This window comes from Pirellulales bacterium, assembly GCA_036499395.1.
In the GTDB taxonomy this organism is placed as follows: Bacteria; Planctomycetota; Planctomycetia; order Pirellulales; family JACPPG01; genus JACPPG01.
Genome location: DASYDW010000095.1, coordinates 46,657 through 68,390, shown reverse-complemented (window position 1 = coordinate 68,390; position 21,734 = coordinate 46,657). Strand labels below are relative to the sequence as shown.

The window sequence follows — 21,734 nt, the reverse complement described above, 5'->3', positions numbered from 1 at the left end:
TGGCGGCTGCTAGAGGGGATACAGCCTGAGCCCGATTCGGGCGAGAGCCACATCGCGCAGCACGTATTTGATCACGGCCGCGTTTCGCACACCGCGACGGCGCACAAAAACCGATTGCGCGGGACGAAATAGCGTCGCATCACCGACGCCAAGCGACAGTCCCAAGTGGGATTCGTCGAGCACCGTCGTCGGAATGAGCTGCGCATCGCGCAGCTCAACGACCAGTGGCTCTCCTCGCGAGGAGTTAGTTCGCGAAAATTTGCGGTGCCGCATCGAGCGAGCGGAATTCCCGGACGCGGTCGGCGCCCCCGCCGCGAATATGTGGTTCGTTCCGTTTGTAGGATCGAGCGGCTCGTGGCATTCCGAGCCCCCGCCTTGAGGGTCACTACTGAACATGCTGACTTCCCGAACTTGGAAGACGTATACGACGACGTGCTGACCGGTGTTCAAAGCAAAACCAATGCCAATTTTTCTTGCACGATCGCCAACCTCTTTGTTCATTCCGAAATCAACAGATAGTTACTGCAGATTTGCCCCCCGTATGCGACGTCGAAATTGATCGCATAGCACGACAGATCGTCGTGAATTGTGAACATGCGTGTTGAGGAAATGCAACGTCTCCGCGCGAAGAGATGACCGCGGAATGGATCGCCGACCTACATGCGGCGAACATTGATGCTCAGTAGAACCGAGCGGGGTAGAAGCGGAGCGAGTCCGCTTGCGCTAATTGCGCGCAATCTACAGTGCGAAACGAGCCCATCGCCAACGCGCCGGCAGCGCGTTGGAAATCCGAACGGCCTGAGAGCGATCGACAATCTCGTTATTTCACGGTTGAATCGTCTGTCGATGTGTTCTCTTGCGATTCGGGCGCCGTCGTTTGCTGCGCGGTAGACGTGGCTTCCGGCCGTGGAGGAAACAGATTGCGAAACTGCACAGTGATCAATAATCCGAGCGACGCGAAAGCGACTACGTACAGCTTCTGTTTCGAATTGGTCGAGCTGCCTTGCTCTGTCGTTTCCTGCTTTGCCTGCGTTGCGAGAGTCATGGTGCTGGCCTCGGAATGGGTGTCGACGACAGACCGCAGTCCAGACGCCCCGTGCCCCAAGCGCCGACCGCTACGGAAAACATAGTGCGCCGAAGTTCCGGATATGCAGGCGCGCCAAGATGCGCTGCAGGCGACGATGTGGTCTCGGTACGACGCGTTACCGTTTCGGCAGTGCGCCGTTTGAAGTCCGCACGCCCTCACCCTACCCTCTCCCCCAGGGATAGGGTTTTTACCCTAGTGAGCGTTCAGCCCGCGTGGCCGGCCTATCCGGCGCACCTGCTAGCGATTGAACAGGAACGCCGGGCTGTTGATCAAAGCCCAGGAGAGGTCTTGAGCCCCCTGCAAACGATACTGGCCGTGAGCCTGGCGGGCGGCTTCGACCATCGAATTCAGACGCGTCAAGTCCGCATCTTGCGTGCGGTAATAGGCGGTGATTGCCGACTGTTGCTCAGGAGTGCGTTGCGCCACGGCGACCGTTAGCGCCTCGGCCACCGCGGCCGGAGTTGTGTCGAGCTTCACCGGCTTGGGGGCGGTAGTTACCGAAATACGGAAATGCCCCAGGGTATGCTGTTCGCCGTACGATTGGTCCAGCACTAACGACAGTGCGGTGCCTCCGACCGCACCGAGGGGCTCGGCAATTTCGAAGATCGCAACGTGTGGCTTGCCGGCCTGCGTGCTAACGGCCCAGCCCGACTTCGCGTCACCGTCAATTGCGTTAACGACCGGATACCCTTCTTGCGAGAAATCGGCCACGCCCCCTTGCAGTGTCACGGGCTTACCGGCCGAAAGATCGCTCAGCGGCGCCGCAGTGACGCGGACGTTCCCCAGCACGAAGTTGCCGTTCGCGGCGCGTCCCGGTCCGCTCGACGGCAGGCTCGCGTCGGGCAGCGCCTCGATGCGCAGCGCCGTAATTCCCTGCAGGCTCGTCGTCCCCAGCAGCGTGTACATATCGGTCACGGGGCTCGCCCCCGACACGGCCAGCGACTCGTCGGCTTGTCGCGTTAACGTCGCTCCGCCCGTCGAGTTCGCGGCGGCGATTGTCAGCGGACTCCACGTTACGACCTGCTGCTCTTTCTCCCACGCTGTCTGGCGGGCAGGCAACTGTTCGCGTTCGAACGTGTCGAGCTTTGCCTGCAACTGTTGGTATTCCTCTTTCGCGGCGTTGATCGCGGCAATGCCGGCAACCGATTCCTCGCTGGAGGGAAAGCGATCGAGAATCGCCACGAACAGCTCTTCGACCAGCTTCGTGTCGTCCGACTGCGCGGCGACGAGCGACGTGATCCGATTCGTCGGGTCGGCAATCGCCTCGGCGATCGTGGGGCCGTTCACCAGGTTCAACGTCTGGCCCAGCATCACGCCGGTCGAACGTTCGCACTCGCAAGCGCTTTCGCGCGGTGGGCGACCAAACAGGTTCAAGAAGCCATCGGCCAGCTCAACGCCGCCGTCCGGCAGTTGACTCGCCAGGAAACCCTCGGGCACACCCGGCAATCGCGGACGTGAGCCCGTGGCCGTATGCACGGCGTCGTACAGCGTCTCGGCCGTCAAGCGGCGCGCGAGGGCGTGCGAGAAGTTGATGTCGTCGTCCTGGTTCCATTTCGTGGTCGCCAACGATTGCTGGTAAACGCGTGACTTACAAATCTCGCGGAACAGCTCACGCACGTTGAAACCGCTGCCGACGAAATCGGCCGTCAGGCGGTCGAGCAATTCGGGATTCGTCGGCGGATTACCGGCGCGAATGTCGTCGATCGGCTCGATGATGCCGACCCCCAACAAATAACTCCAAATGCGATTGACGTAGCTCTTGGCAAAGTATGGATTGTCCTTCGACGTGATCCACTGCGCCAATTGATCGCGACGCGACGGCGCCGCGGAACTCTCCGAGCCCGTGTACTTGTAGGGGAACGAGGGGGGCGAAACCTTGCCGGTCCGCTCGTGCGTTACTTCGCCGGCCCCCTGATCGAAGACGATCTCCGATAGAGGGAGCGCCTGCTCGACCGCCGTGCCGCCGAGATTTCGCCCGGCAAACTCAGGGTCGGCCTTGCGACCGACATGCGCGAAGAAGGCCGCTAGCTGATAATACTGATCCTGCGTCCAGCGCTCGAACGGATGGTCATGGCATTTATTGCAATTGAACCGCACCGCCAGGAACAACTGCGTGGTGTTCTCCATCGCATCCACTGGCGCGCGGAGAACCTTGTAGTACGAAGCCGGCGGATTCTCCATCGTCGAACCTGACGCCGTCAGCACGCTGTAGACGAACTGATCGTAGGGCATGTTGTCGGACAGGGCCTGGCGAATCCAATTGCGAAACGCCCAGGCCCCCTCTTCGCCCAGGAATTTGCGGTTCACCTGCAGCAAATCGGCCCATTTGTTGGTCCAATGATCGACGAACTCCGAGCCACCGATCAGCCGATCGATGGTTTCATCGCGCTTGATCTTCGTTTCGCGCGCGTCGGCCAGAAATGCGCGAACGACTTCCGGTTGTGGCGGCACACCGATCAGGTCGAGATACACCCGGCGGAGGAATTCCGCATCGGAGCACTGTTCACTGGGCAGAACTTTTACCTTCTGCAGCTTGTTGTAAACGAGCGTATCGAGATGGTTGTTGGCCGGCGGATCCTGCCACACAAAGCCACTGCGATCCCCCATCACGACGACGGTCGTCGCGGCATAGGCGCCTTCATAACGAGCCAATAGCGAAGCCTCGCCACGCCGGGTGCCAGTGGCCAGACCTTGCTTATCGACCTCGACGACGTCGGTCAGGCTGCTTTCCAAAAATGCCTCGGCCGTGACGTCGCGCACCGCGCCATCGGCATAAGTGGCCATCACGATGACCTGCTGCTTCATGCCCGGCAGCGGAACTTGCGGCCCTTGCGGAAAGACTTCGATCTTCGCCACGCGCGGCGTATCGAGGTTCAATTTCACGCCGGCCGCGATCCAGGCCCGCAACAGCTCGTAATACGGTTCGCCGGGATGCGTCAACACGCCACCGACGTGCGGTACGCCCCCGGCTGGCTTGAGCAACATCAAGCTCTGATCCGGAGCAGCGCGATTGAAACGGCGTCCGGCCAGATCGTCGGTCAAGGCACGATGATCGAACAGCGGGTCGTAACCCCGCAGCGAAAGCTTGAAACCGTTCTTGCCGTTGGCCGAGCCGTGGCAAGTGCCAGCGTTGCAACCCATTTTCGACATCGCGGGCATCACGTCGCGCACATAATCGACCGGATAATCCTGCTGTTGCCCCGTCACCTTCACCGGGACTGAAACTGTCTGCCCGGCCAGCGTGATGCGCAGCGCCGTGTCACCGTCTGCCGTGGGACGAACCAGGCGATGATCATTCCACTTAACCAGGCCGGCCGAATCCTCAACCATGACCATCCGCGTCGCATCAATCTTTGTGCCATCAGCCAGCACGCCCGTCACGAGCAACTGCGCGTACGCGTAACGATTCGGAAGCGCGATCGACGTCGGCAGCGCCTCGAGCGCCACGACCTGCATGCCGTCGGGCAACTTTTCCGTCGGAGTGTCATTGGCCATGACCGGATATGTGGCGAGCAGCAAGAGCACTGCCGCGAGAAATACTCCGTTGGTCGCCGGTCTTACATTCCTGATGCGATTCATAGCGAATCAACTCTTCGTGGTGATTGATCGTTTGATATTCGTTCACAGGCTTGTCAAATCGTGGGCCTTATCGTGCCGCCTGTTGTGCCGCGGCCGGCGCCAGCGGCACCGGCATGAACTCACGCAACATACTGCCGGACGTGGGGTCGTAGATCCGCACCATACCGTCAAAACCGCCGACGGCCACTTCCTTACCGTCGGGTCGAAAGGCCACGCTGTACACGGCCCCATGTTCGCTGGCAAATCGCGACACAAGCTTCGCGTCGGCCGCGTTATAAACGCGAACTTCGCCTGCTCCGTCGCTCGAGCTGCCGGCGACGATTCGTGCGCCGTCGGCGCTAAAGCGCACCGAGAAGATGCGCCCCGGCATGGCCTCGAAGGCGCGAATCAAGTTGAAATCGTCGCCGATCTGCCGCGCCTTCGTACGATGCATCTGGTAAATCTTCGGCGTGCCATCGGCGCCGCCGACCAGCAGCTCGTCGTTCTTCGGGTTGCGGTCGATCGTCATCAGGCCCCCTTTGAGCGCGCCGGGCGTGATGCTGGTAATATTGTCGACGAAGCGCTCTGTAGCGACTTCGTTCAATTTCATCGAGCGGTCGCGGCTAATGCTCACCAGGTGTGAACTATCGGCCGAGAACACCGTATCGAGCACCCAATCACTGTGGGCACCTTGAAAGAAGACCTGCTTGCCGGTCGCCGCCTCGATCGCGCGGCACGTGTTGTCGGCACATCCAAAGGCCACCTTCGTGCCGTCCGTAGACCAGCTCGCGCCGTAAATCGTGTCGTACGTGACCAACGACGATAACTTGAGCTTGCCGGTCGCCACGTCCCAAATCTGTACTTCGCCGAAACGTCCTGGCGAACCGCCGGTCACGGCCAGACTTTTACCGTCGGGCGAGAAGCGGGCCGATTCGATCCGTTCCGACAAGCCGACCAGGCGTGCGGCAATACTACCGGACGTTTCGCTCGCGGCGTCGGTCTTGTGCAGCAGCACCTCGTGGTAACCGGAGACCGCCAACAGCGAACTGTCGGGCGAGAAATCGAGCGAAGTCAATACCGGCGGCGCGGCATAGGTCGGCGGATGATCACGATCGACGGCGATCTCCGTGGCCTCGGGCGTATCGTCCTTGGCTCCTTCGGTGATCCAGCGGCGCACCAGTTCGACCTGGTCCGGTTTGAGCGCGGGCGCGCCCTTCGGCATGGCCGGCGGCTCCTGACCGCTGGGCAGGATTTGCGTCAGCAACTCGCTCTCGTCCGGCTTGCCTGGCACGACACCCGGGTGCTCGCTCTCGCCCCCTTTTTTCAGCGCGGCGTAACTCGTCAGCGCTAGACCGCCGAGTGCCTTGGCAGGCTGATGGCATCCCTGGCAACGGTCCTGCAGGATCGGCCGTATATCGCGATAGAAGCTGACCGGCGGACGTTCGGCCGGCTTCGGACCTTCGGCCCGTGCCGGCGTACACCACAGCAAAGCCACGGCCGGAAAGCTCAAGAGGACCAGGCGCATGAGTTTCATCCGCGACCTCGAAAAATGCGTGATTCGAACAACAGGCAGGCTGGCACGCGCGGGGCAGGGGTTCGCCGGTTCACGGTTCGGCAAGTCTCGGCTCGCCGTGGCGGGAGTCGCAACCGCCCCTCGGCAGCAGCGACAAAACGTGAAATCGGCCCAGCGCCGCACTCGCGGACGCCCGGCCCCCTCAACCCGCTAATATAAGCGGGCACGGATAGACGAAGCAAACAGTTTGCCAGTCACGCGTCCCCCGCGGTTCGCGGAGCACGACAGGTGCCGGAATCAGCCCAGTTCCTCGAACAGGAAGAGGGACTTGTGCTTGAAGCTGTTGCTCGTGGCGTTAAGGAAGGTGTCGTTCCCGGCGCCCCCGAAGGCCAGGAAGCTGCCGATGTTGTCCCCCCCTCCGCCGACGTCGAGCGAGTCGTCGCCCCCACCCAGCGAAGCGAAGAACACGTCGGCCGTGGCGTTGGCCACTGAGACGGTGTCGGCCCCTTGGCCGGTCACCAGTACGATCCCCTTCGCCTGCACCGAATCCATCGAGATATCGTCGCCACCGTTCCCTGTGTAGAGCGACAGCACGCCACCGATCGTGACATTGGTGGATGGTGTTGTCGTCGTGGCAGGTGTGCCGATGAGGTTGACGGACCCGGGCGTAAAAACGGTGGGCGCGACTCCGAGGGAAATCACATCGCGCCCTTGCCCGGTCGTCATCATTAGGCTGCCGTCGACGCGCAATTGCGACAGGCCGATCGAGTCGCCGCCATTGCCGAGAGCGATCGACACACTCCCATGAATGATCGTACCCAGCGATACCATCTGCACATGCGTGACGATGTTGCTGGGGGGCGTGGGCTGGAATGGCCCCAGCCCAATAATCGAGGCGGGTGTCGCCAGCGGCATAGGGGACACCCGCGTATAATAAATCACCGGGGTTCCCGACAGGTTGATCGAGTCGTTTCCGTTGCCGCCGCGAATGTCGACATTCTTATTGACGGTCGTGTTGTACACGTTGACGGAGCTATTGCCGCTGCCCAACCCGACCGTCATCCCCCAGGAAATATCGGCGTAATCGACGTCGACACTATCGGTCCCCTTGCCCATCGAAATCGACAGATTTCCCTGAATGTCAATCGGCTGCTGCAGAGGCTGCGATGGTATTCCTCCGCCGATAATAAACGTAGGCACAATCGGACTCGCCAGCGCGACGTGGTCGTTACCGTCTCCCATTTTGATGGTCAGGTTGTTAACGCTGGGGATGTCAAACGGCACGTTTTGCCCATTGATCGTGGTGCCGTCGTAGCTCGTGATTTCGATCCCGCCGTTGTTCGTTCCCTGAATCACGACGGTATCGTCTTGATTATCGCTCTGAATCAGCACGTTGTGATTCGTGACCGTCACGGTCACGTCGCCCGCCAATAGCGCGCGGCGTTCCAACGTCTCGAACCGAAATGTGCGCGAGCGGCAAGATTTGCCTCGCATGGCCCCCTCCCGATCGATCGATCCCGAAGAATCCAGAACCCCTGCAAATTAGGGGTCGCCAGGGCGCCGGTCAATGCAATTCTCGCGAAATGTAATACGCCCACTTACTCGCTGTAACATCCGCGTATCGATTGATTTCACTTGTTTCGTGTCGGGCCGTCAGCTCGCCGCCGGTGGCGCTACAACAATCGCCGGTACGCCATCGTCGATCCACACGGTCCGCTTCATAATCCCCCGCAGCGCGAAGTAGAGTGCCAGCCCGATCGGGCCGAGCATCAGCGTGCAGATCAGGCAGGGGACGACCAACAGGTGCGGGATGCCCAATCGCCGCGCGTCGCGAACTTCCCAAGCGCCGATAAACAGGTCGAAGGCCAGATAATGAATCCAACCGGCCAACAGCAGCGCGTCGACCTCGAACAAACCGCGCACGCCGGCCAGGCTGGCGAAATCCCCTTGGGCGTTCGCAAGATTCGTCACCATCAAGTAGGCGTACATCAGGGCCAGGATCAGCGGAATTACAAACGGCGCGATCCGTTGCGTGCCCCACCGCCACCCCGGAGCCAGCACCAGCAGCAACCAGCCGGGCAGCGCGATATTGCTGGCCACGCCGAAAAACATTTCAAGATTCATGGCCGTCGCCACCTTGGTAGTGTCGTGAGAAAAGAATCGCGGACCGGGGGCGCGGCAATCGGCTCCCCCGCGCTGCTCCGCCAGTCTATCATCGGGGCATGACGGCATCGAATCGAAAGAGATTTCTCACTTGCCCGCTGCACCCGCGAAGACCTCGTGGTTTCGCACGTCCCAGGACCGTGCTGATGGCGGCCGTGTTTCTTGGCATCTCTTTTTGCTCGCTTACCCGCGGCGCCACGCGTCCCAACGTCCTATGGATTTGCGCGGACGATCATGCTGCGTACGTCTTCGGCGCCGACGGCAATCGGCAGGTACGCACTCCGCGGCTCGACCAATTGGCCGCCGAAGGAACGCGGTTCTCGCATGCCTACTGCAATGCGCCGGTTTGCACCGCTTCGCGACAATCGTTTCTCACCGGCCGATACCCACACCGCGTCGGCGTAACGGTCTTGAAGACGCCACTCTCGGAAAGCGCAGTGACGTTGCCCGAGATGCTGCGCGAAGCCGGCTATCGCACCTGCGGTATCGGCAAGATGCATTTCAATAGTGCGCTGGCACACGGATTCGAAAAGCGCATTGACATGCCGGAATACGGGCGCTGGCTAGCCATGCAAGAGCGCGAACCGCTGCCAACGGACGTCGAGCTGCTGCCACAATGGAAACCGTTCCATGATCCGGCCCGCGTTTGGCTGAATAGTTTTTGCCGTCCGTATGCGGCGCACGAGGCCGACATGGCCGGCACGTTCTTCGCCGACACGGCGGCTCGCGAACTCGCGGAAAGCGATGCCCGCAGCAACAAACCTTTCTTCCTGATGGTCAGCTTCTACGAGCCGCATTCGCCGTTTCATTTCCCTGTTGAGTTCCGCGACCGCATCGATCCCACGCAGATGCCGGTCTACAAGGCGGCCCCAGAAGATGACGCGCAGATACCGGCCATCTTCCGCGACCTCACGACCAGCGAAAAGCAGGGCATCGCCGCGGCCTATTACACGTCGGTCGAATTCCTGGACAAGAATGTCGGCCGCGTGCTCGACGCACTGTCCGCCGCGGGGCACGGCGATGACACGCTGGTTATCTACACCGGCGATCATGGGTATATGCTGGGGCAGCACGGCCGCTTCGAAAAACATTGCAGCTTCGAACCGGCGATTCGCGTGCCGCTGGTCATGCGCCTCCCCGCGCGCGTTCCCGCCGGAGCCGTCTCGCCGGCGCTCGTCGAGCTGATCGATGTAGTGCCAACCGTGCTCGATCTCTGCGGCATCGACAAACCGACGACCGTCGAAGGACGTTCGTTGGCCGGCGTGCTCGATGGCACGAACGAACAACATCGCGACTGCGTCTTCGTCGAATATGCTGAGAACGAAGAAGCCGCGATTCGTACCGTTCGTTGGAAGCTGGTCTACTCGACCGGCCGACGCGAGCGCCAGGATGGTTACACATCAGGCCGGCCCCTGCCCGGCAAGACCGTCCGACTGTTCGACGTGCAAAACGATCCTGACGAGCTTGTGAATCTCGCCGCGCTTCCTGAGCAAGCCTCGCGGGTCGCCGAGTTAACCGATAAGCTCGCCCAGCACATGCGCGATGTCACGCCAGGTGCTCGTGAACTTGCATCAAATGCCGATGCCGACGCGATCCTCGCTCGCTGCCTGCCGCCGGTCGAAGAAATGAGAACTTCCGCCGCGCCCCCGCGCAGCGACAAGAACAATTAATAAAAGGCTCTTATGGATAGCCCCATTCACGCTACCGTCGATTTCGATCGCCCCGGCAAGCAGCACGGCCACTTGTGCGTGCCGTATTCATACAACATGGCCGGCTGGGCGAATCTGTTGATCCCTTGCACGGTCATCAACGGCACCGTCGGACGCACGGCGCTGGTCATGGCCGGCAACCACGGCGACGAATATCCAGGCCAGGTCGCGATCATGCGACTGGTGCGCGAACTTGAGCCCGCGGACGTACATGGCCGGCTGATCCTGATCCCTGCGATCAACATGCCCGCGGCCAAAGCTGCCACGCGTCTCTCGCCGCTAGATGGCAAGAATCTGAATCGTGCATTTCCCGGCCGCGCTGACGGCACGGTCACTGAGATCATCGCGCACTATCTAACGAACGTGCTGTTCCCGTTGGCCGATATCGTCGTCGATCTGCACACCGGCGGTCGCAGCCTCGACTTTTATCCTTGTGCGCACATGCACCTGGTTCCCGATCTTGTGCAGCGTCGCGAGATGATGGCCGGCACCACCGCCTTCAACACCGACTTTTCGTTTCTGTACGCCGACATCGCGGGTACCGGTCTGCTGCCCGTCGAAGCCGAACGACAAGGCAAGATCGTCATCACGACCGAAATGGGCGGAACCGAAAATGTCACCGCAGCGGTGCATCGCACAACGCAACGTGGGTTGCGCAATGTGCTGCGGAACTTCGGCCTGCTGGCCGGCCGGGTCGAAACGCGCGCCGATCTCGGACTGCCCCCCACGCGCTGGGTGCAGGCGCTAGATCGTGAAGACTATCGCTTCGCCCCCGAATCAGGCATTTATGAAAACATCGTCGACCTGGGGCGCGACGTGGCGGCCGGCGAATTGGTAGGGCAGATTCATTTTCTCGAACGCCCCGAACGCTCGCCCGTTCCGATCCAAGCTCCCACGGCCGGTGTGTTGCTCGCCGCGCGCGGACCATCGCTCGTCGCGCAGGGCGATTGTGTCGCGTGCATCGGACATGATGTCGATGCACATAGTCTGAACCGCTAACAGCCCGCTGAGGAGATTCGCATGGCCACACCATTACGCGTCGCAGTGATTGGGCGCACCGGCCGGGGCGATTACGGTCATGCAATCGATACCGTGTGGGCCGAGGTGCCGGAAACGCAAGTCGTGGCCGTGGCCGATGACGATCGCATGGGCCTGGCCGCGGCAGCCAAGCGATTGAACATCGAACACGCCTTTGCCGATTACCGGCAAATGCTCGACGAGATCAAGCCCGACGTCGTCGCGATCGCGCCGCGCTGGGTTGATCAGCATCGCGACATGACAGTGGCCGCGGCGGAACGCGGCATCCACATTTTCATGGAGAAGCCGTTCTGTCGCTCACCGGCTGAAGCGGACGAAATTGTCGCGGCTTGCGAACGCACTCATACCAAACTCGCGATTGCGCACCAGACTCGTTATAGCCCGAAGATCGATATTATCCGCGGCATGATTGCCGATGGTCGCATCGGTCGCGTGCTCGAATTGCGAGGGCGAGGCAAGGACGACCAGCGCGGCGGCGGCGAAGATCTATTCGTTCTCGGTTCACACATTATGAACCTGATTCGCACCTTTGGCGGCGACCCAACATGGTGCTTCGGCACGCTGTTATCCGAGGGGCACTCAGTGACGCGAGCAGACGTGAAAGATGGGCCCGAAGGCCTCGGCCCCTTGGCCGGAGATAATGTCCGCGCCATGTACGGAATGCCGGACGGCATCACGGCCTATTTCAATTCGGTCCGCGGCGGAGGGAAATCGTCGCGATTCGGCCTCGTGATTTGCGGCACGGCCGGCTTGATCGAAATCGATACCGGTTACCTGCCGAACGTGAAATACCTGGACGATCCCAATTGGTCGCCGGGACGCAGTGGCAAGCAGTGGCAAGACGTGTCGAGCGCAGGCCTCGGAGAGCCGGAGCCTTTGACCGATGGCAGCGCCCTGGCGGGCAATAAAGTGGCCGTGCTCGACTTGCTCGACGCGATCCGCGAAAACCGCGAGCCGAAATGCGGTATGTACGACGCCCGCGCGACGATCGAAATGATCATGGCCGTCTTCGCCTCGCATCGCGAACAAGGCCCGGTGAAAATGCCACTGGCAAACCGCCAAAACGCCCTGGCGATGCTCGGCTAGATTTCACCACGAAGGCACGGAGACACTGGGGCACGGAGAAGCTGGGACACTGAGACGTTCAACCTGGCTTGTCGTATTTCTTCTCTCTGTGTCCTCGGTGAACTCGGTGGCTAATCTCTTAGCGACAACGACTACGACGACGCGCGTCGGGCCAGTGCCCGATCGATGCGGGCGATTGATGTTTCGCGGCCCAGGTGGGCCAACGTTTCGAACAGGCCAAAGCCCACGGCCTTGCCCGTGACCGCGACACGGATCGCGTGGATGATTTTGCCAACGCCGATTTCCTCGTCGGTCACGAACTGCTGCAGAGTTTTTTCGAGCGCGGCCGGGTCGAAGCCCTCAGCCTTGGCCAACCGGTCGCGAAAGCGGGCCAGGCGCGCGGCCGCTTCTTCGTCGCGTAATTGCTTTTCGAACGCCGCTTCGTCGTAACGCAACTGGTCGTCAGGCAGGAAGAAGTCGCTGAAATCGAGGATGTCGCCGGCGACTTTCAAGCGATCGCCCGCCGCGGTGATTACTTGGCGCAAACGATTTTGCACCTCGGCCGATGCTGGCGTGGCCACGATGCCGGCCTTCTCTAAATACGGCAGCGTCATCTCGGCTTTCTTTTCGACCGACAACTCTTGCATGTAGTGGTCCTGGAACGACCACAGCTTTTTCGGGTCGAAACTGGCCGGGGCCTTGTTCACGCGCTCGAGCGAAAAGTTAGCGACCATCTCCTGGCGCGTGAAGAACTCTGTCCGCTCATCGAGCGACCAGCCCAACAGGACCAGGTAGTTCATGATCGCGTCAGGCAAGTAGCCGACCTGCTCGTAGAAGTCGACGATTACGGGATTGAACGTCTCGGCCGAGGGGGCGAGCCCCAACGCCGTGGCGATCGCTCGGCCATGTTCATAAATCTGCGCGAAGTCTCGATTCTTCAGATACTTGTCCAGCTTGCGCTTGCTGAGCTTCGTCTTGCTTCCCGGCTCGGCCACGTAAGGTAGGTGGGCATACACCGGACGCGGATAGCCCAGCGATTCGAGTATGAAAATCTGCCGCGGCGTATTCGATAGATGCTCCTCGGCACGAATCACGTGCGAGATTTCGAAATCGTGATCGTCGACGACGCTGGCCAGGTGGTACAGGCAGGTGCCGTCGGTGCGCTGAATGACGTGATCCTGCTCGCGCGCCCATTCGAACTCGACCTGACCGCGAATCTTGTCGTCGATCACCAGCGTCCCCGCGCGGGGCATCTTCAGCCGCACCACGGCCGAGCGCCCTTCATTGTCAAAGCGGACGCGCTCCGCGGCCGACTCGGCCATCCAGGTCCGGCTGTAAAGAAACGGGCGTTTCTCGCGCTCAGCCACTTCCCGCTCCGCGGCAATCTCTTCGGGTCGGGCGTAGTCGTGATAGGCATGCCCCGAGGCCAGCAGCCGATCGACCGCCTGCTGATAATGCGAAAGGCGCTGCGATTGATAGTACGGGCCATGCGGACCGCCGATGTCCGGCCCTTCGTCCCAGTCGATGCCCAGCCACTTGAAGCCGTGCAAAATGGGGGCGAGCGCCGTTTCGACGTTGCGCTGCTGATCGGTGTCGTCAATCCGCAGCAGAAACTGGCCGCCTTGCCGGCGCGTGAACAGCCAATTGAAGAGCGCGGTGCGCACCCCGCCAATGTGCAAGTATCCGGTCGGGCTGGGAGCAAAGCGGGTGCGTACAGTCACGATGCGTCGATATCCTGTCGGGCTACTACGAGGTCACTACCATGTAGCACCGATTAGACCGGGCCGGCCGAGTCTCTCCAAGGGGTACGCTGGGTTCGCCTGCTGCAAGCGAACCAGACGCTGCATCCCCAAACTGCACCCGCCCGCGGGGAAACATTGGCACGTCTGCCCACACCCGGCCCGCACACCCTACGTTTCGACAAACTCTTCGGCCGCGTCGCGCATCACTTGCACGTCCGCGTCGATACCGGTCCACAGCTTGAAGCCGATCGCTCCCTGATTGACGATCATGCCGACACCGTCGAGCGTCTTGAAGCCCGCCTGCTGGCTCTTGCGCACCAATCGCGTGACGGGCGGACTCGCAATGACGTCCGCCACGACCAGGTGGCGCGGCGCGCCATCCAGTTTCACCGGCACTTTGGCCGATTCGTCGTTCAGGCCGATCGACGTGGCATTGACCAGCACATCCGTTTCGGAGTTCACGTGGTAATCGCCCTGCCAGTTGATCAGCGCAGCGGGCGTCGAAGTCTTTTCGTTCAAACGATCGACCAGCGATTGCCCGCGCTCGATCGAACGATTGACCACCGTGATCGTGGCGGCGCCAGCCAGCGCCAACTCCACGGCGATCGCCCGGGCCGCACCACCGGCACCTAGCAGCACGATCCGTTTTCCGGCCGGATCGATCACGCCGCGCAACGATTGCAGAAAGCCTTTGCCGTCGGTGTTTTCGCCGACCAGCTTATCGTCCTCGCGGACGATGCAGTTGACCGCGCCGATCAGTGCGGCCGCGTCGCTCAGCCGGTCGAGATGCGCGAGCACCGGCACTTTGTGCGGCTTGGTAATATTTGCGCCGCGGAAGCCAAGGGCGCGGATGCCGCGAATGGCATCCCCCAAATCCTCGGGCGTCACTTCCAGCGTCAAATAACGCCAGTCGAGCCCATGATGGACGAACAGCTTTTCCATCATGTATTGCGTGGGATTGCCGGCCACGGCCTGGCCGAGTAAAGCGCAGACTTCTTGCAGGACGGATCGGGGCACTGCGGTAACCAGTCGATTTTGAGAAGGGAATCAGATCGTGCTTGCCCGCCGCCAGCGAGCTCGCGATGTGTGGCCTCGATCATCCCCCAAGCGACGCCTAATTTCAACCGCCCCGCCGCCAAACTGTAACTCTCCGCGCCGTGCGTCGACCGGATGCCGAGCCAATGCCGAACGGCAAGATCGGCCGACTGTGTGTTACGTGGGGGTCCACAGCGCCTGAGAACCGCCCTCGGCTGCCGCGCCGGCCGACCCCTTGGCGATGCGTCGCGCCTTGATGCGAACATACGGGGCGACGTAACGGCTGCGATGGGCGAAGTCACCCGGGGCGGCTTGCGCCTCGGCATGCACCGGCTCGAGCAAATCTTCGACGACGAACCCGGCACGGCATAACTCGCCGATCAGCTCTTCCCAGCGATGCAAAAACTCGAAAGTCCCCTCTTCACGATGGGGGCTGTTCACAACCGCCGGAAGCGGGCCGCTGCGGTAGTACGGCTCCGTCAATTCATAGCCGTGCGTGCTTGCCCGCACATCGGCCTGCAGACTGGCCGGCTGCTTGTGCTGGCTGATGTAGATGCCCCCGGCCGCGATCACGCGCGCTACTTCGCGATAGACGCGCCCCACGTCGGGCACGTAACACGAGCTGACCGGCTGAATCACGACGTCGAATTCGCCGGCCATGAAACACGACAGATCGTCCATCGACGTTTCGATGGCGCGGATGTTCAGCCCTCGCTCCGTGGCGACTTGCCGATCGAGCGCCAGCATCGCCGGACTGATATCAACGACCGTCACCAGGGCGCCTGCCGCCGCGTAGAACGCGCTTTGTCGTCCGCCGCCGGCGGCCAGGCACAACACGCGCCGGCCCTTCACGCCCCCTTCGAGCCATGTATCCCCCGCCACGATCGAGGGCGAGTCAGACACGTCGGCGTCGCGCGCGGGGCGCGTGAAACGTTGCTCGCGCGCGACCAGCGCATCCCACGCGCGCCGATTATGCTGGCGAGCGATGTGAACGAAGTCGGTCGGTTCGCGGCTCATCGCCGCAGTTTACGGCCCAGCGTCACAAGCGCCAAACCGAGCAGGGCCAGCGCGGCCGCGCCCGGCTCGGGTACCGCGGCGGCCGATGCTCCAGCTGCAGGCGGCGTGGCCAACCAATTCGACGACATGAGCGCCAGATCCTGACCGTTAACAATGCCGTCGCCATTGACGTCCGCGCCAGGCGTCGACTTCAGCCACGAACTGGATACGAGCGCCAGGTCCTGTCCGTTGACGATGCCGTCGCCATTGGCGTCGCCGGAGACCTTGGTCAGGCTGAGATTGTCGATCGCGAGATACGTCGGCGTGAGGATGTTGACCGGATCCGAAACCGCGCCATCCTTGTTGTCGTACGACATCGTAAACGCGAGCGTCTGCGCGTTGTACAGTGAACCGAGATTAACGTTCGTCCAATTCTGCACGACGTACGGTGCCCCGGTGTCCTTGAGATTGAAATCCGCCAGGTTCATGTTCACCGCGCCGACCGCGTGATTCGCCGCGTCATAGCCCGTGATCGTCAGCGTGAACCGATCCGCGTTGGCCGTCGAATATAGGGGCGTGTAGCCGTCGTAGTATTGCATCGCTAGCGCCGTGAAGGTGCTATTCGTGACTTGCACGCTCACCGGATGCTCGCCGGCTGGCAGCGTGATCGTCGGCACCACGTTGTTGTACGGGTCGTAGTAGCCCATTGCGTACGTCGCTGATCCGCCGGCGCCGGTCGGAGCTGCCGCATCGTACTGATAGATGTAATCGCCCGGCCCGCCGATCGACGCCGTGGCGGGAGTTGCCGTGTTGGCGTACGACCAACCGGCCCACACCACGACCGGCGGCGATGACGAGGTGTCGACATACTCGCCGTTGTAATTGAACGTCGCGCCGCCATTGGGATTCGCCGCGGTCGCGCCACTCTCGAAGGTCGCCTCTCCGGTTTGATAATTGTTGGTGTAACTAGTACCCGGCGCCAGGGGCAGATCTTCGAAATTGACGACTTCGGCCCGCGCGGTCTTCAAGGAACAAGCGGCGATGATCGCCGTGATAAATAACGCAGTTTGCCGAGACATGAAAACACTCCTACATGAGGGAAGAAAGAATCGGAGAACGGTCAAGCCGGCGCTGACTTCAAAAACCGGCGACCGGCTCGCCTGTGGCGCGCGTGCAGATGGCCGAGAGCACGCTCGTGGTCATCGAGGCCGTTAAGAACTTTGCCGCGCCATCCACGAACAGCCCGTTCGCACCATTCGGGTGCTGGCTGTGAATGTCGTTGTCGATGCTGGGCGCGGTGTTGATCGGGTAAGAGACGTCGAACACCGACATGCCGCTGATCCATTCGCCTGCCGGCAGATAGATCGAGTCCTCGGACACGACCAGCGTGGCGCTCGTGCCGTCTAGCACGTCCGACAACTTGATCGGCGTGTCGTAGATCAACATGCCGCGCGGCGGACTGTTCGTGTCGGGGGTGAAACGCGGACCGTAGATGCCGCCGTAATCACTGGGAGCCCGTCCCGTCGTCGGGCTCTGCACCGCCCGATCGACGCTTGGACAGATATAAACCGGCAGGACAATCGCCGCGCCGGCCGCGTTCTGCGCGCTATCGAACGCGGTATTCAGATCCAGCGTATCGAAAACGGCCTGTTGCTCGAGGAACGGGAGTATCAGTGCGCTCCAGGCGATCTGCCGGCCATTCCGGTTTGCGACGCCGCGCCGTTCGATGCAACCACTGGGCAGCGTCGTGCATGCCTCGTGATAGTTCTGCAGAGCGATGCCCATCTGCCGCAGGTTGTTCAGGCACTGGTTGCGTCGGGCCGCTTCGCGTCCTTGCTGGACCGCGGGCAGAAGCAGCGCCACCAGCACACCGATGATCGCGATCACGACCAGCAGCTCGACGAGCGACATTCCCGCGCGACGTGGCGCGACATCAAGGCGATGGATCATGTCCGTGGCGACTTCGCTGCACTCGCGCAGCGCGACCCTTGGCACGGTCACTGCGCGCAGCGGCCGGTCCATCGAGATCATCGCCAGCGAGCGAAGGAAGACCCTTTTTGCGCAAGCAAACTCAACCGAGCGCCTGTCCCTCGCAGCGCGCTAACAGTCACCGCATTGGTAGGTCTTCTGACTACCGACCTCGGGCCACCCTGGCCTTCTCGTCACAGCATTGCTGCGACAATGGCTACCTGTTTGTCGCGGTTCGAGCCACGACAATGGCTTGGATAGGCGCCCTCGTAACTTCGGTTACAGCGGCGGGGCCGTCCCGGAATTTCACCGGAGTTCCCTGTTTGCCGGCAAGCTCAAGCTGAGCCCCCGGCCACCAATGCACGATTAAGCAAGAAACCTATCACGACCGGCGGAAATCGTCAATGAAGAATGGACCGAGGTACCGTTGATAATGAAACGGCCCGTTAACGATGACGGAAAGCGTCCACGAACGACAGTTCAGCGCGTTTGCGTCTCGCCTATCAAGTCGCCGCGATCCCGGTCCGGCTTGTAGATCAGGCCGAGATCACCCGTTTCGCTTTCTTTGATCACTTCCAGAATCATCGACTCGGGAAACAACTTGCGAATTGTTTCAATCCGGTCCGGAGACCGATCCGGTACGAAGAACTCTTCGATCGCTTCGTCACCTAAACGACGCCTCCAGCGAGACGCCTCGACCCGTTTGTAACTGACGCCGTGCGCCTCCGCTTCGGCGGCTATCTTCGCACCGCTTGCAAAGCCGATTTCCTTCTCGGCCCTCACGGCATGCAGAAATGATCTGCGCTGGAACACGAAATTAGTTTCCCTTCCTAACCAGACAGCCACCAATGTCAGGACGACAAACATCGTCGTCGTCGAGAATCGGTACCAGCGTCGGTGCGACCTATTAATGGTTAGCATCGCGAAGGGCTTGCGGTGTGTGTAACAATAATCGCCAATATCGAAAGCTTCTGTGCATCGACCAATGACTGTTGGCTGCCCCCGGGAATTCTACGGCTCATCATCACCATGCAGCTTAACGTGATTCACTCGCTGTGGTAATCAGCGCTTTCTCGACGGTAAGATCGATGAAATGAAATGGCCCCATTTACACATCACGGGCGGAAACGTCGTGCGCGCCGCCGTGTGGGCGATCGGCGGCATCGTGATGCTAAAGCTGGGCATGGATCACGACGGTCCGCCGGACGTGCTGCGGGTCTGCATCGTATTGGCGGGCATGTTCTGCACCCTTGCCGCTCCCGGTGCGGTCTTCGGTCGCGGTGTGGTGTTTGCCTGCTGGGCCTTTGTCCTGATCGTGGCCGCGGGTTGCCTGACGGCGGGTTTCAAGCGTGGCTATTAGCGGTTCTCAATCCACAAATGTCACAGGCGAAAACGCCGGTTTCACGCCCCGTATGCCGTTTGGCAGCCCCCTGATTCGCGACCGAGGCCACGACGCATTCGGGATCTGCCGGCTGTGCCGGTCAATCGTGGGTACCGAGTGATTTCTCTTTGACCAAATGCCTTGCTCGCTGCAATTGATTGGTGACGTAACTGGCGGGGCAACTACAATTGGCCGATAGCATATCAGTTCTCCCCGTCCGTCAATCCTCCTCGAACGAACATCTGTGGCAGCGAATCGCCAGCCCGGCCCACGCCGCCGCTAGCGACACAGTAGGGGCAAGATCCGCCAGCCTTCCGGCTGACAGTTCCGACCCCACCCACCAAAAAGTCCCAGCCGTCCTGCAGTGCATCAGGCCCTCGTCCCGAGGTCCGGATACCCGCTGCCAGCTAGGTTTCGCTCTCACAGGCAGTAGAATCAACGAGTCCGGCGTCGGGTCGGTCGTAAACCATCAGCCCTGTATGGTGTTTCCATGTGTGGCATTGTCGGGTACGTCGGTTTTCGCAACGCCAGCGAGTTTCTCATTCAGGGGCTGCGCCGCCTGGAGTATCGCGGCTACGACAGCTCGGGCGTGGTAACGATTACGCCGTCAGGTGATTTCGCCCTGGCCAAGGCCGCCGGCCGGCTCGAACATTTGATCTCGATCCTCTCCGACGAACCCGCCGAAGGTCAAATCGGCATCGGCCACACCCGCTGGGCCACGCACGGCGCTGCAACGGATGCCAACGCGCACCCGCACTACGGCGGACGACACGACCTGGCCATCGTTCACAACGGCGTCATCGAAAACTATCGTGCGCTGAAGGAATACCTGATCAGCGCTGGGTACGAATTCCACTCGGCGACCGATACCGAGGTCGTGGCTCATCTGATTGCGGATTGCCTGGGAAAAGAGCTGGTCCATCGCGGGCAAAATGGCGCCGGTTCGGGCGACCCGCACGAACCGCTGATCGCCGCCGTGAGCGCCGCGCTCGCCAAGCTGCAAGGGACCTACGGTGTGGCGGTCCTTTTTCACGACTATCCCGACGTCATCATCGCGGCCCGGCATGGCAGCCCGCTGGTCGTGGGAGTTGGCGAGGATGAGCACTTCATCGCCAGCGACGCTTCACCGCTGGTCGGGTACACCGACAAGATCGTTTACCTGGCCGAGTATGAAATTGCGGTGGTCACGGCCAATGGCCTGCGTGTCATCAATCGCGACCAAGGCGAGATACACCACAACGTGCAAACGCTCGAACTGCAATCGGGCGATGTCGACCTGGGCAATTACGATCACTTCATGCTCAAGGAGATTTTCGAGCAGCCCGAGACGTTGCGCAACGCCATGCGTGGCCGCCTGTCGGTCGACGAGGCCACGGCGCATTTCGGCGGCTTGAATCTTTCGCCGCAGCAACTGCGCAGCGTGAATCGCATCATTCTCACGGCTTGCGGCACAAGTTGGCATTCGGCCATGGTCGGCGAGTACCTGCTGGAAGAGTTCGCCCGGCTGCCGGTCGAGGTGGAATACGCCAGCGAGCTGCGCTATCGCAATCCGCCGATCGACAATAACACGCTGGTGTTCGCCATCACGCAAAGCGGTGAAACGGCCGACACGTTGGCGGCGCTGCGCGAAATGAAGCGGCAGGGGCATCCGACTCTGGCCATCTGCAATGTTGTCGGATCGAGCATCGCCCAGGAAGCGGACGGCGGCATTTATCTGCACGCCGGCCCGGAAATCGGCGTGGCCTCGACCAAGGCCTTCACCTCGCAGTGCGCCGTGTTGACCATGCTGGCCTTGTACTTCGGCCGGTTGCGACATCTCAGCTTTGCCCAGGGAATGAAGATCATCGAGCGTTTGCAGGAACTCCCCAACAAGGTTGCCCAGGCGCTCGAGGCGAATGACCAGATTCGCCGCATCGCCGAGAAGTATCACCACTGCAGCACCTTCTTATACCTGGGGCGACAGTTCAATTTCCCCACGGCTCTGGAAGGTGCGCTCAAGCTGAAAGAAATCAGCTACATCCACGCCGAAGGTTATCCGGCCGCGGAAATGAAGCACGGTCCGATCGCGCTGATCGACGAGAATACGCCCAGCGTCTTCTTGATTCCGCACGGCGTCGTTTACGACAAAGTGATCGCGAACATGGAAGAGATCAAGGCTCGCGGCGGACCGGTCATCGCCGTGACATGCGAGGCAGGCACTCAAGCGGCGGAATTGGCCGACGACGTGATCCAGATTCCGACCGTCGAGGATTTCTTGCAGCCGATCGTCACGGCGATCCCGCTGCAACTTTTGGCCTATCACATCGCGGTGCTGCGTGGCTGCGACGTCGACAAGCCGCGCAACCTGGCCAAGAGCGTAACCGTGGAATAGCCATTCCGCGGGAGCCGGAGCGGCCACGGCGATAACGTCGTAGCCAAAATACCCCTTTCGGGGAACTCCTTCATCTGGCCAGCCGCGCGGCCCGGCGGCTTGCTTGCG

Annotated in this window: 17 protein-coding genes and 1 riboswitch; of the genes, 5 read left to right on the top strand and 12 right to left on the bottom strand. The window is 61.3% G+C overall.

The annotated features are described in order from the left end of the window. Nucleotides 1-9: 9 nt before the first annotated feature. The 6 genes from VGN12_17050 to VGN12_17025 all read right to left on the bottom strand — a co-directional run bounded on the left by VGN12_17050 (nucleotide 10) and on the right by VGN12_17025 (nucleotide 8,282). A complete protein-coding gene (locus tag VGN12_17050) occupies nucleotides 10-396 on the bottom strand; it encodes a hypothetical protein (GenBank protein HEY4311160.1) in 387 nt (128 codons plus the stop codon). 424 nt (nucleotides 397-820) lie between these two features. Beyond that, entirely contained in the window at nucleotides 821-1,045 is a 225-nt protein-coding gene (locus VGN12_17045) for a hypothetical protein (protein ID HEY4311159.1), read from the bottom strand. Nucleotides 1,046-1,324: 279 nt separating this feature from the next. Then, complete coding sequence (locus tag VGN12_17040; GenBank protein ID HEY4311158.1) at nucleotides 1,325-4,666, bottom strand: DUF1549 domain-containing protein; 3,342 nt, start codon at nucleotides 4,664-4,666, stop codon at nucleotides 1,325-1,327. A 67-nt stretch (nucleotides 4,667-4,733) separates the two neighbouring features. Beyond that, nucleotides 4,734-6,179 (bottom strand): c-type cytochrome domain-containing protein, encoded by a 1,446-nt coding sequence (locus tag VGN12_17035; GenBank protein ID HEY4311157.1) that lies wholly within the window; start codon nucleotides 6,177-6,179, stop codon nucleotides 4,734-4,736. Nucleotides 6,180-6,455: 276 nt separating this feature from the next. Beyond that, nucleotides 6,456-7,652, bottom strand: a complete 1,197-nt coding sequence (locus VGN12_17030) for a hypothetical protein (protein ID HEY4311156.1) — start codon at nucleotides 7,650-7,652, stop codon at nucleotides 6,456-6,458. Between the two features lie 159 nt (nucleotides 7,653-7,811). Beyond that, on the bottom strand, nucleotides 7,812-8,282 hold the full coding sequence (locus tag VGN12_17025) for an ABA4-like family protein (GenBank protein HEY4311155.1): 471 nt from the start codon (nucleotides 8,280-8,282) through the stop codon (nucleotides 7,812-7,814). Between the two features lie 185 nt (nucleotides 8,283-8,467). Here VGN12_17025 and VGN12_17020 point away from each other — a divergent pair, with 185 nt between their 5' ends. From VGN12_17020 to VGN12_17010, 3 genes are read left to right on the top strand one after another with little or no spacing between them, the layout of a single operon-like run. After that, a complete protein-coding gene (locus tag VGN12_17020) occupies nucleotides 8,468-9,991 on the top strand; it encodes a sulfatase (GenBank protein HEY4311154.1) in 1,524 nt (507 codons plus the stop codon). Nucleotides 9,992-10,003: 12 nt separating this feature from the next. Further along, nucleotides 10,004-11,029 carry a succinylglutamate desuccinylase/aspartoacylase family protein gene (locus VGN12_17015; protein HEY4311153.1) on the top strand — a complete coding sequence of 342 codons (1,026 nt, stop codon included), beginning with the start codon at nucleotides 10,004-10,006 and terminating at the stop codon, nucleotides 11,027-11,029. A 21-nt stretch (nucleotides 11,030-11,050) separates the two neighbouring features. Then, nucleotides 11,051-12,154: a Gfo/Idh/MocA family oxidoreductase gene (locus tag VGN12_17010; GenBank protein HEY4311152.1), complete on the top strand. Its 1,104-nt coding sequence runs from the start codon at nucleotides 11,051-11,053 to the stop codon at nucleotides 12,152-12,154. A gap of 131 nt (nucleotides 12,155-12,285) precedes the next feature. Here VGN12_17010 and gltX read toward each other — a convergent pair whose 3' ends face one another. From gltX to VGN12_16980, 6 genes are all read right to left on the bottom strand, one after another. Then, entirely contained in the window at nucleotides 12,286-13,854 is a 1,569-nt protein-coding gene (gene gltX, locus VGN12_17005; protein HEY4311151.1) for a glutamate--tRNA ligase, read from the bottom strand. 189 nt (nucleotides 13,855-14,043) lie between these two features. After that, a complete protein-coding gene (gene aroE / locus VGN12_17000) occupies nucleotides 14,044-14,892 on the bottom strand; it encodes a shikimate dehydrogenase (GenBank protein HEY4311150.1) in 849 nt (282 codons plus the stop codon). A gap of 195 nt (nucleotides 14,893-15,087) precedes the next feature. After that, on the bottom strand, nucleotides 15,088-15,927 hold the full coding sequence (locus tag VGN12_16995; GenBank protein HEY4311149.1) for a class I SAM-dependent methyltransferase: 840 nt from the start codon (nucleotides 15,925-15,927) through the stop codon (nucleotides 15,088-15,090). Further along, on the bottom strand, nucleotides 15,924-16,985 hold the full coding sequence (locus VGN12_16990) for a DUF4465 domain-containing protein (GenBank protein ID HEY4311148.1): 1,062 nt from the start codon (nucleotides 16,983-16,985) through the stop codon (nucleotides 15,924-15,926). The genes VGN12_16995 and VGN12_16990 overlap by 4 nt, the downstream gene beginning before the upstream one ends. A gap of 58 nt (nucleotides 16,986-17,043) precedes the next feature. Next, nucleotides 17,044-17,928 carry a DUF1559 domain-containing protein gene (locus tag VGN12_16985; GenBank protein ID HEY4311147.1) on the bottom strand — a complete coding sequence of 295 codons (885 nt, stop codon included), beginning with the start codon at nucleotides 17,926-17,928 and terminating at the stop codon, nucleotides 17,044-17,046. Nucleotides 17,929-18,005: 77 nt separating this feature from the next. After that, nucleotides 18,006-18,249: riboswitch (cobalamin riboswitch) on the bottom strand. A gap of 105 nt (nucleotides 18,250-18,354) precedes the next feature. Further along, nucleotides 18,355-18,687: a hypothetical protein gene (locus VGN12_16980; GenBank protein HEY4311146.1), complete on the bottom strand. Its 333-nt coding sequence runs from the start codon at nucleotides 18,685-18,687 to the stop codon at nucleotides 18,355-18,357. A gap of 280 nt (nucleotides 18,688-18,967) precedes the next feature. On the opposite strand from VGN12_16980, the gene VGN12_16975 reads away from it, so the two are divergent. Next, nucleotides 18,968-19,234 carry a hypothetical protein gene (locus VGN12_16975; GenBank protein ID HEY4311145.1) on the top strand — a complete coding sequence of 89 codons (267 nt, stop codon included), beginning with the start codon at nucleotides 18,968-18,970 and terminating at the stop codon, nucleotides 19,232-19,234. A gap of 511 nt (nucleotides 19,235-19,745) precedes the next feature. Next, nucleotides 19,746-21,626 carry a glutamine--fructose-6-phosphate transaminase (isomerizing) gene (gene glmS / locus VGN12_16970; GenBank protein ID HEY4311144.1) on the top strand — a complete coding sequence of 627 codons (1,881 nt, stop codon included), beginning with the start codon at nucleotides 19,746-19,748 and terminating at the stop codon, nucleotides 21,624-21,626. Nucleotides 21,627-21,734 lie beyond the last annotated feature (108 nt).

What these genes read in the sequence shown, in the direction of transcription:
- VGN12_17030 (HEY4311156.1), bottom strand. Translation starts at nt 7,652, where the DNA reads ATGCGAGGCAAATCTTGCCGCTCGCGCACATTTCGGTTCGAGACGTTG.
- VGN12_17020 (HEY4311154.1), top strand. Translation starts at nt 8,468, where the DNA reads ATGGCGGCCGTGTTTCTTGGCATCTCTTTTTGCTCGCTTACCCGCGGC.
- VGN12_17050 (HEY4311160.1), bottom strand. Translation starts at nt 396, where the DNA reads ATGTTCAGTAGTGACCCTCAAGGCGGGGGCTCGGAATGCCACGAGCCG.
- VGN12_16995 (HEY4311149.1), bottom strand. Translation starts at nt 15,927, where the DNA reads ATGAGCCGCGAACCGACCGACTTCGTTCACATCGCTCGCCAGCATAAT.
- VGN12_17015 (HEY4311153.1), top strand. Translation starts at nt 10,004, where the DNA reads ATGGATAGCCCCATTCACGCTACCGTCGATTTCGATCGCCCCGGCAAG.
- VGN12_17035 (HEY4311157.1), bottom strand. Translation starts at nt 6,179, where the DNA reads ATGAAACTCATGCGCCTGGTCCTCTTGAGCTTTCCGGCCGTGGCTTTG.
- VGN12_17045 (HEY4311159.1), bottom strand. Translation starts at nt 1,045, where the DNA reads ATGACTCTCGCAACGCAGGCAAAGCAGGAAACGACAGAGCAAGGCAGC.
- VGN12_16990 (HEY4311148.1), bottom strand. Translation starts at nt 16,985, where the DNA reads ATGTCTCGGCAAACTGCGTTATTTATCACGGCGATCATCGCCGCTTGT.
- VGN12_16975 (HEY4311145.1), top strand. Translation starts at nt 18,968, where the DNA reads ATGAAATGGCCCCATTTACACATCACGGGCGGAAACGTCGTGCGCGCC.
- VGN12_17025 (HEY4311155.1), bottom strand. Translation starts at nt 8,282, where the DNA reads ATGAATCTTGAAATGTTTTTCGGCGTGGCCAGCAATATCGCGCTGCCC.
- glmS (HEY4311144.1), top strand. Translation starts at nt 19,746, where the DNA reads ATGTGTGGCATTGTCGGGTACGTCGGTTTTCGCAACGCCAGCGAGTTT.
- VGN12_17010 (HEY4311152.1), top strand. Translation starts at nt 11,051, where the DNA reads ATGGCCACACCATTACGCGTCGCAGTGATTGGGCGCACCGGCCGGGGC.
- VGN12_17040 (HEY4311158.1), bottom strand. Translation starts at nt 4,666, where the DNA reads ATGAATCGCATCAGGAATGTAAGACCGGCGACCAACGGAGTATTTCTC.
- VGN12_16985 (HEY4311147.1), bottom strand. Translation starts at nt 17,928, where the DNA reads ATGGACCGGCCGCTGCGCGCAGTGACCGTGCCAAGGGTCGCGCTGCGC.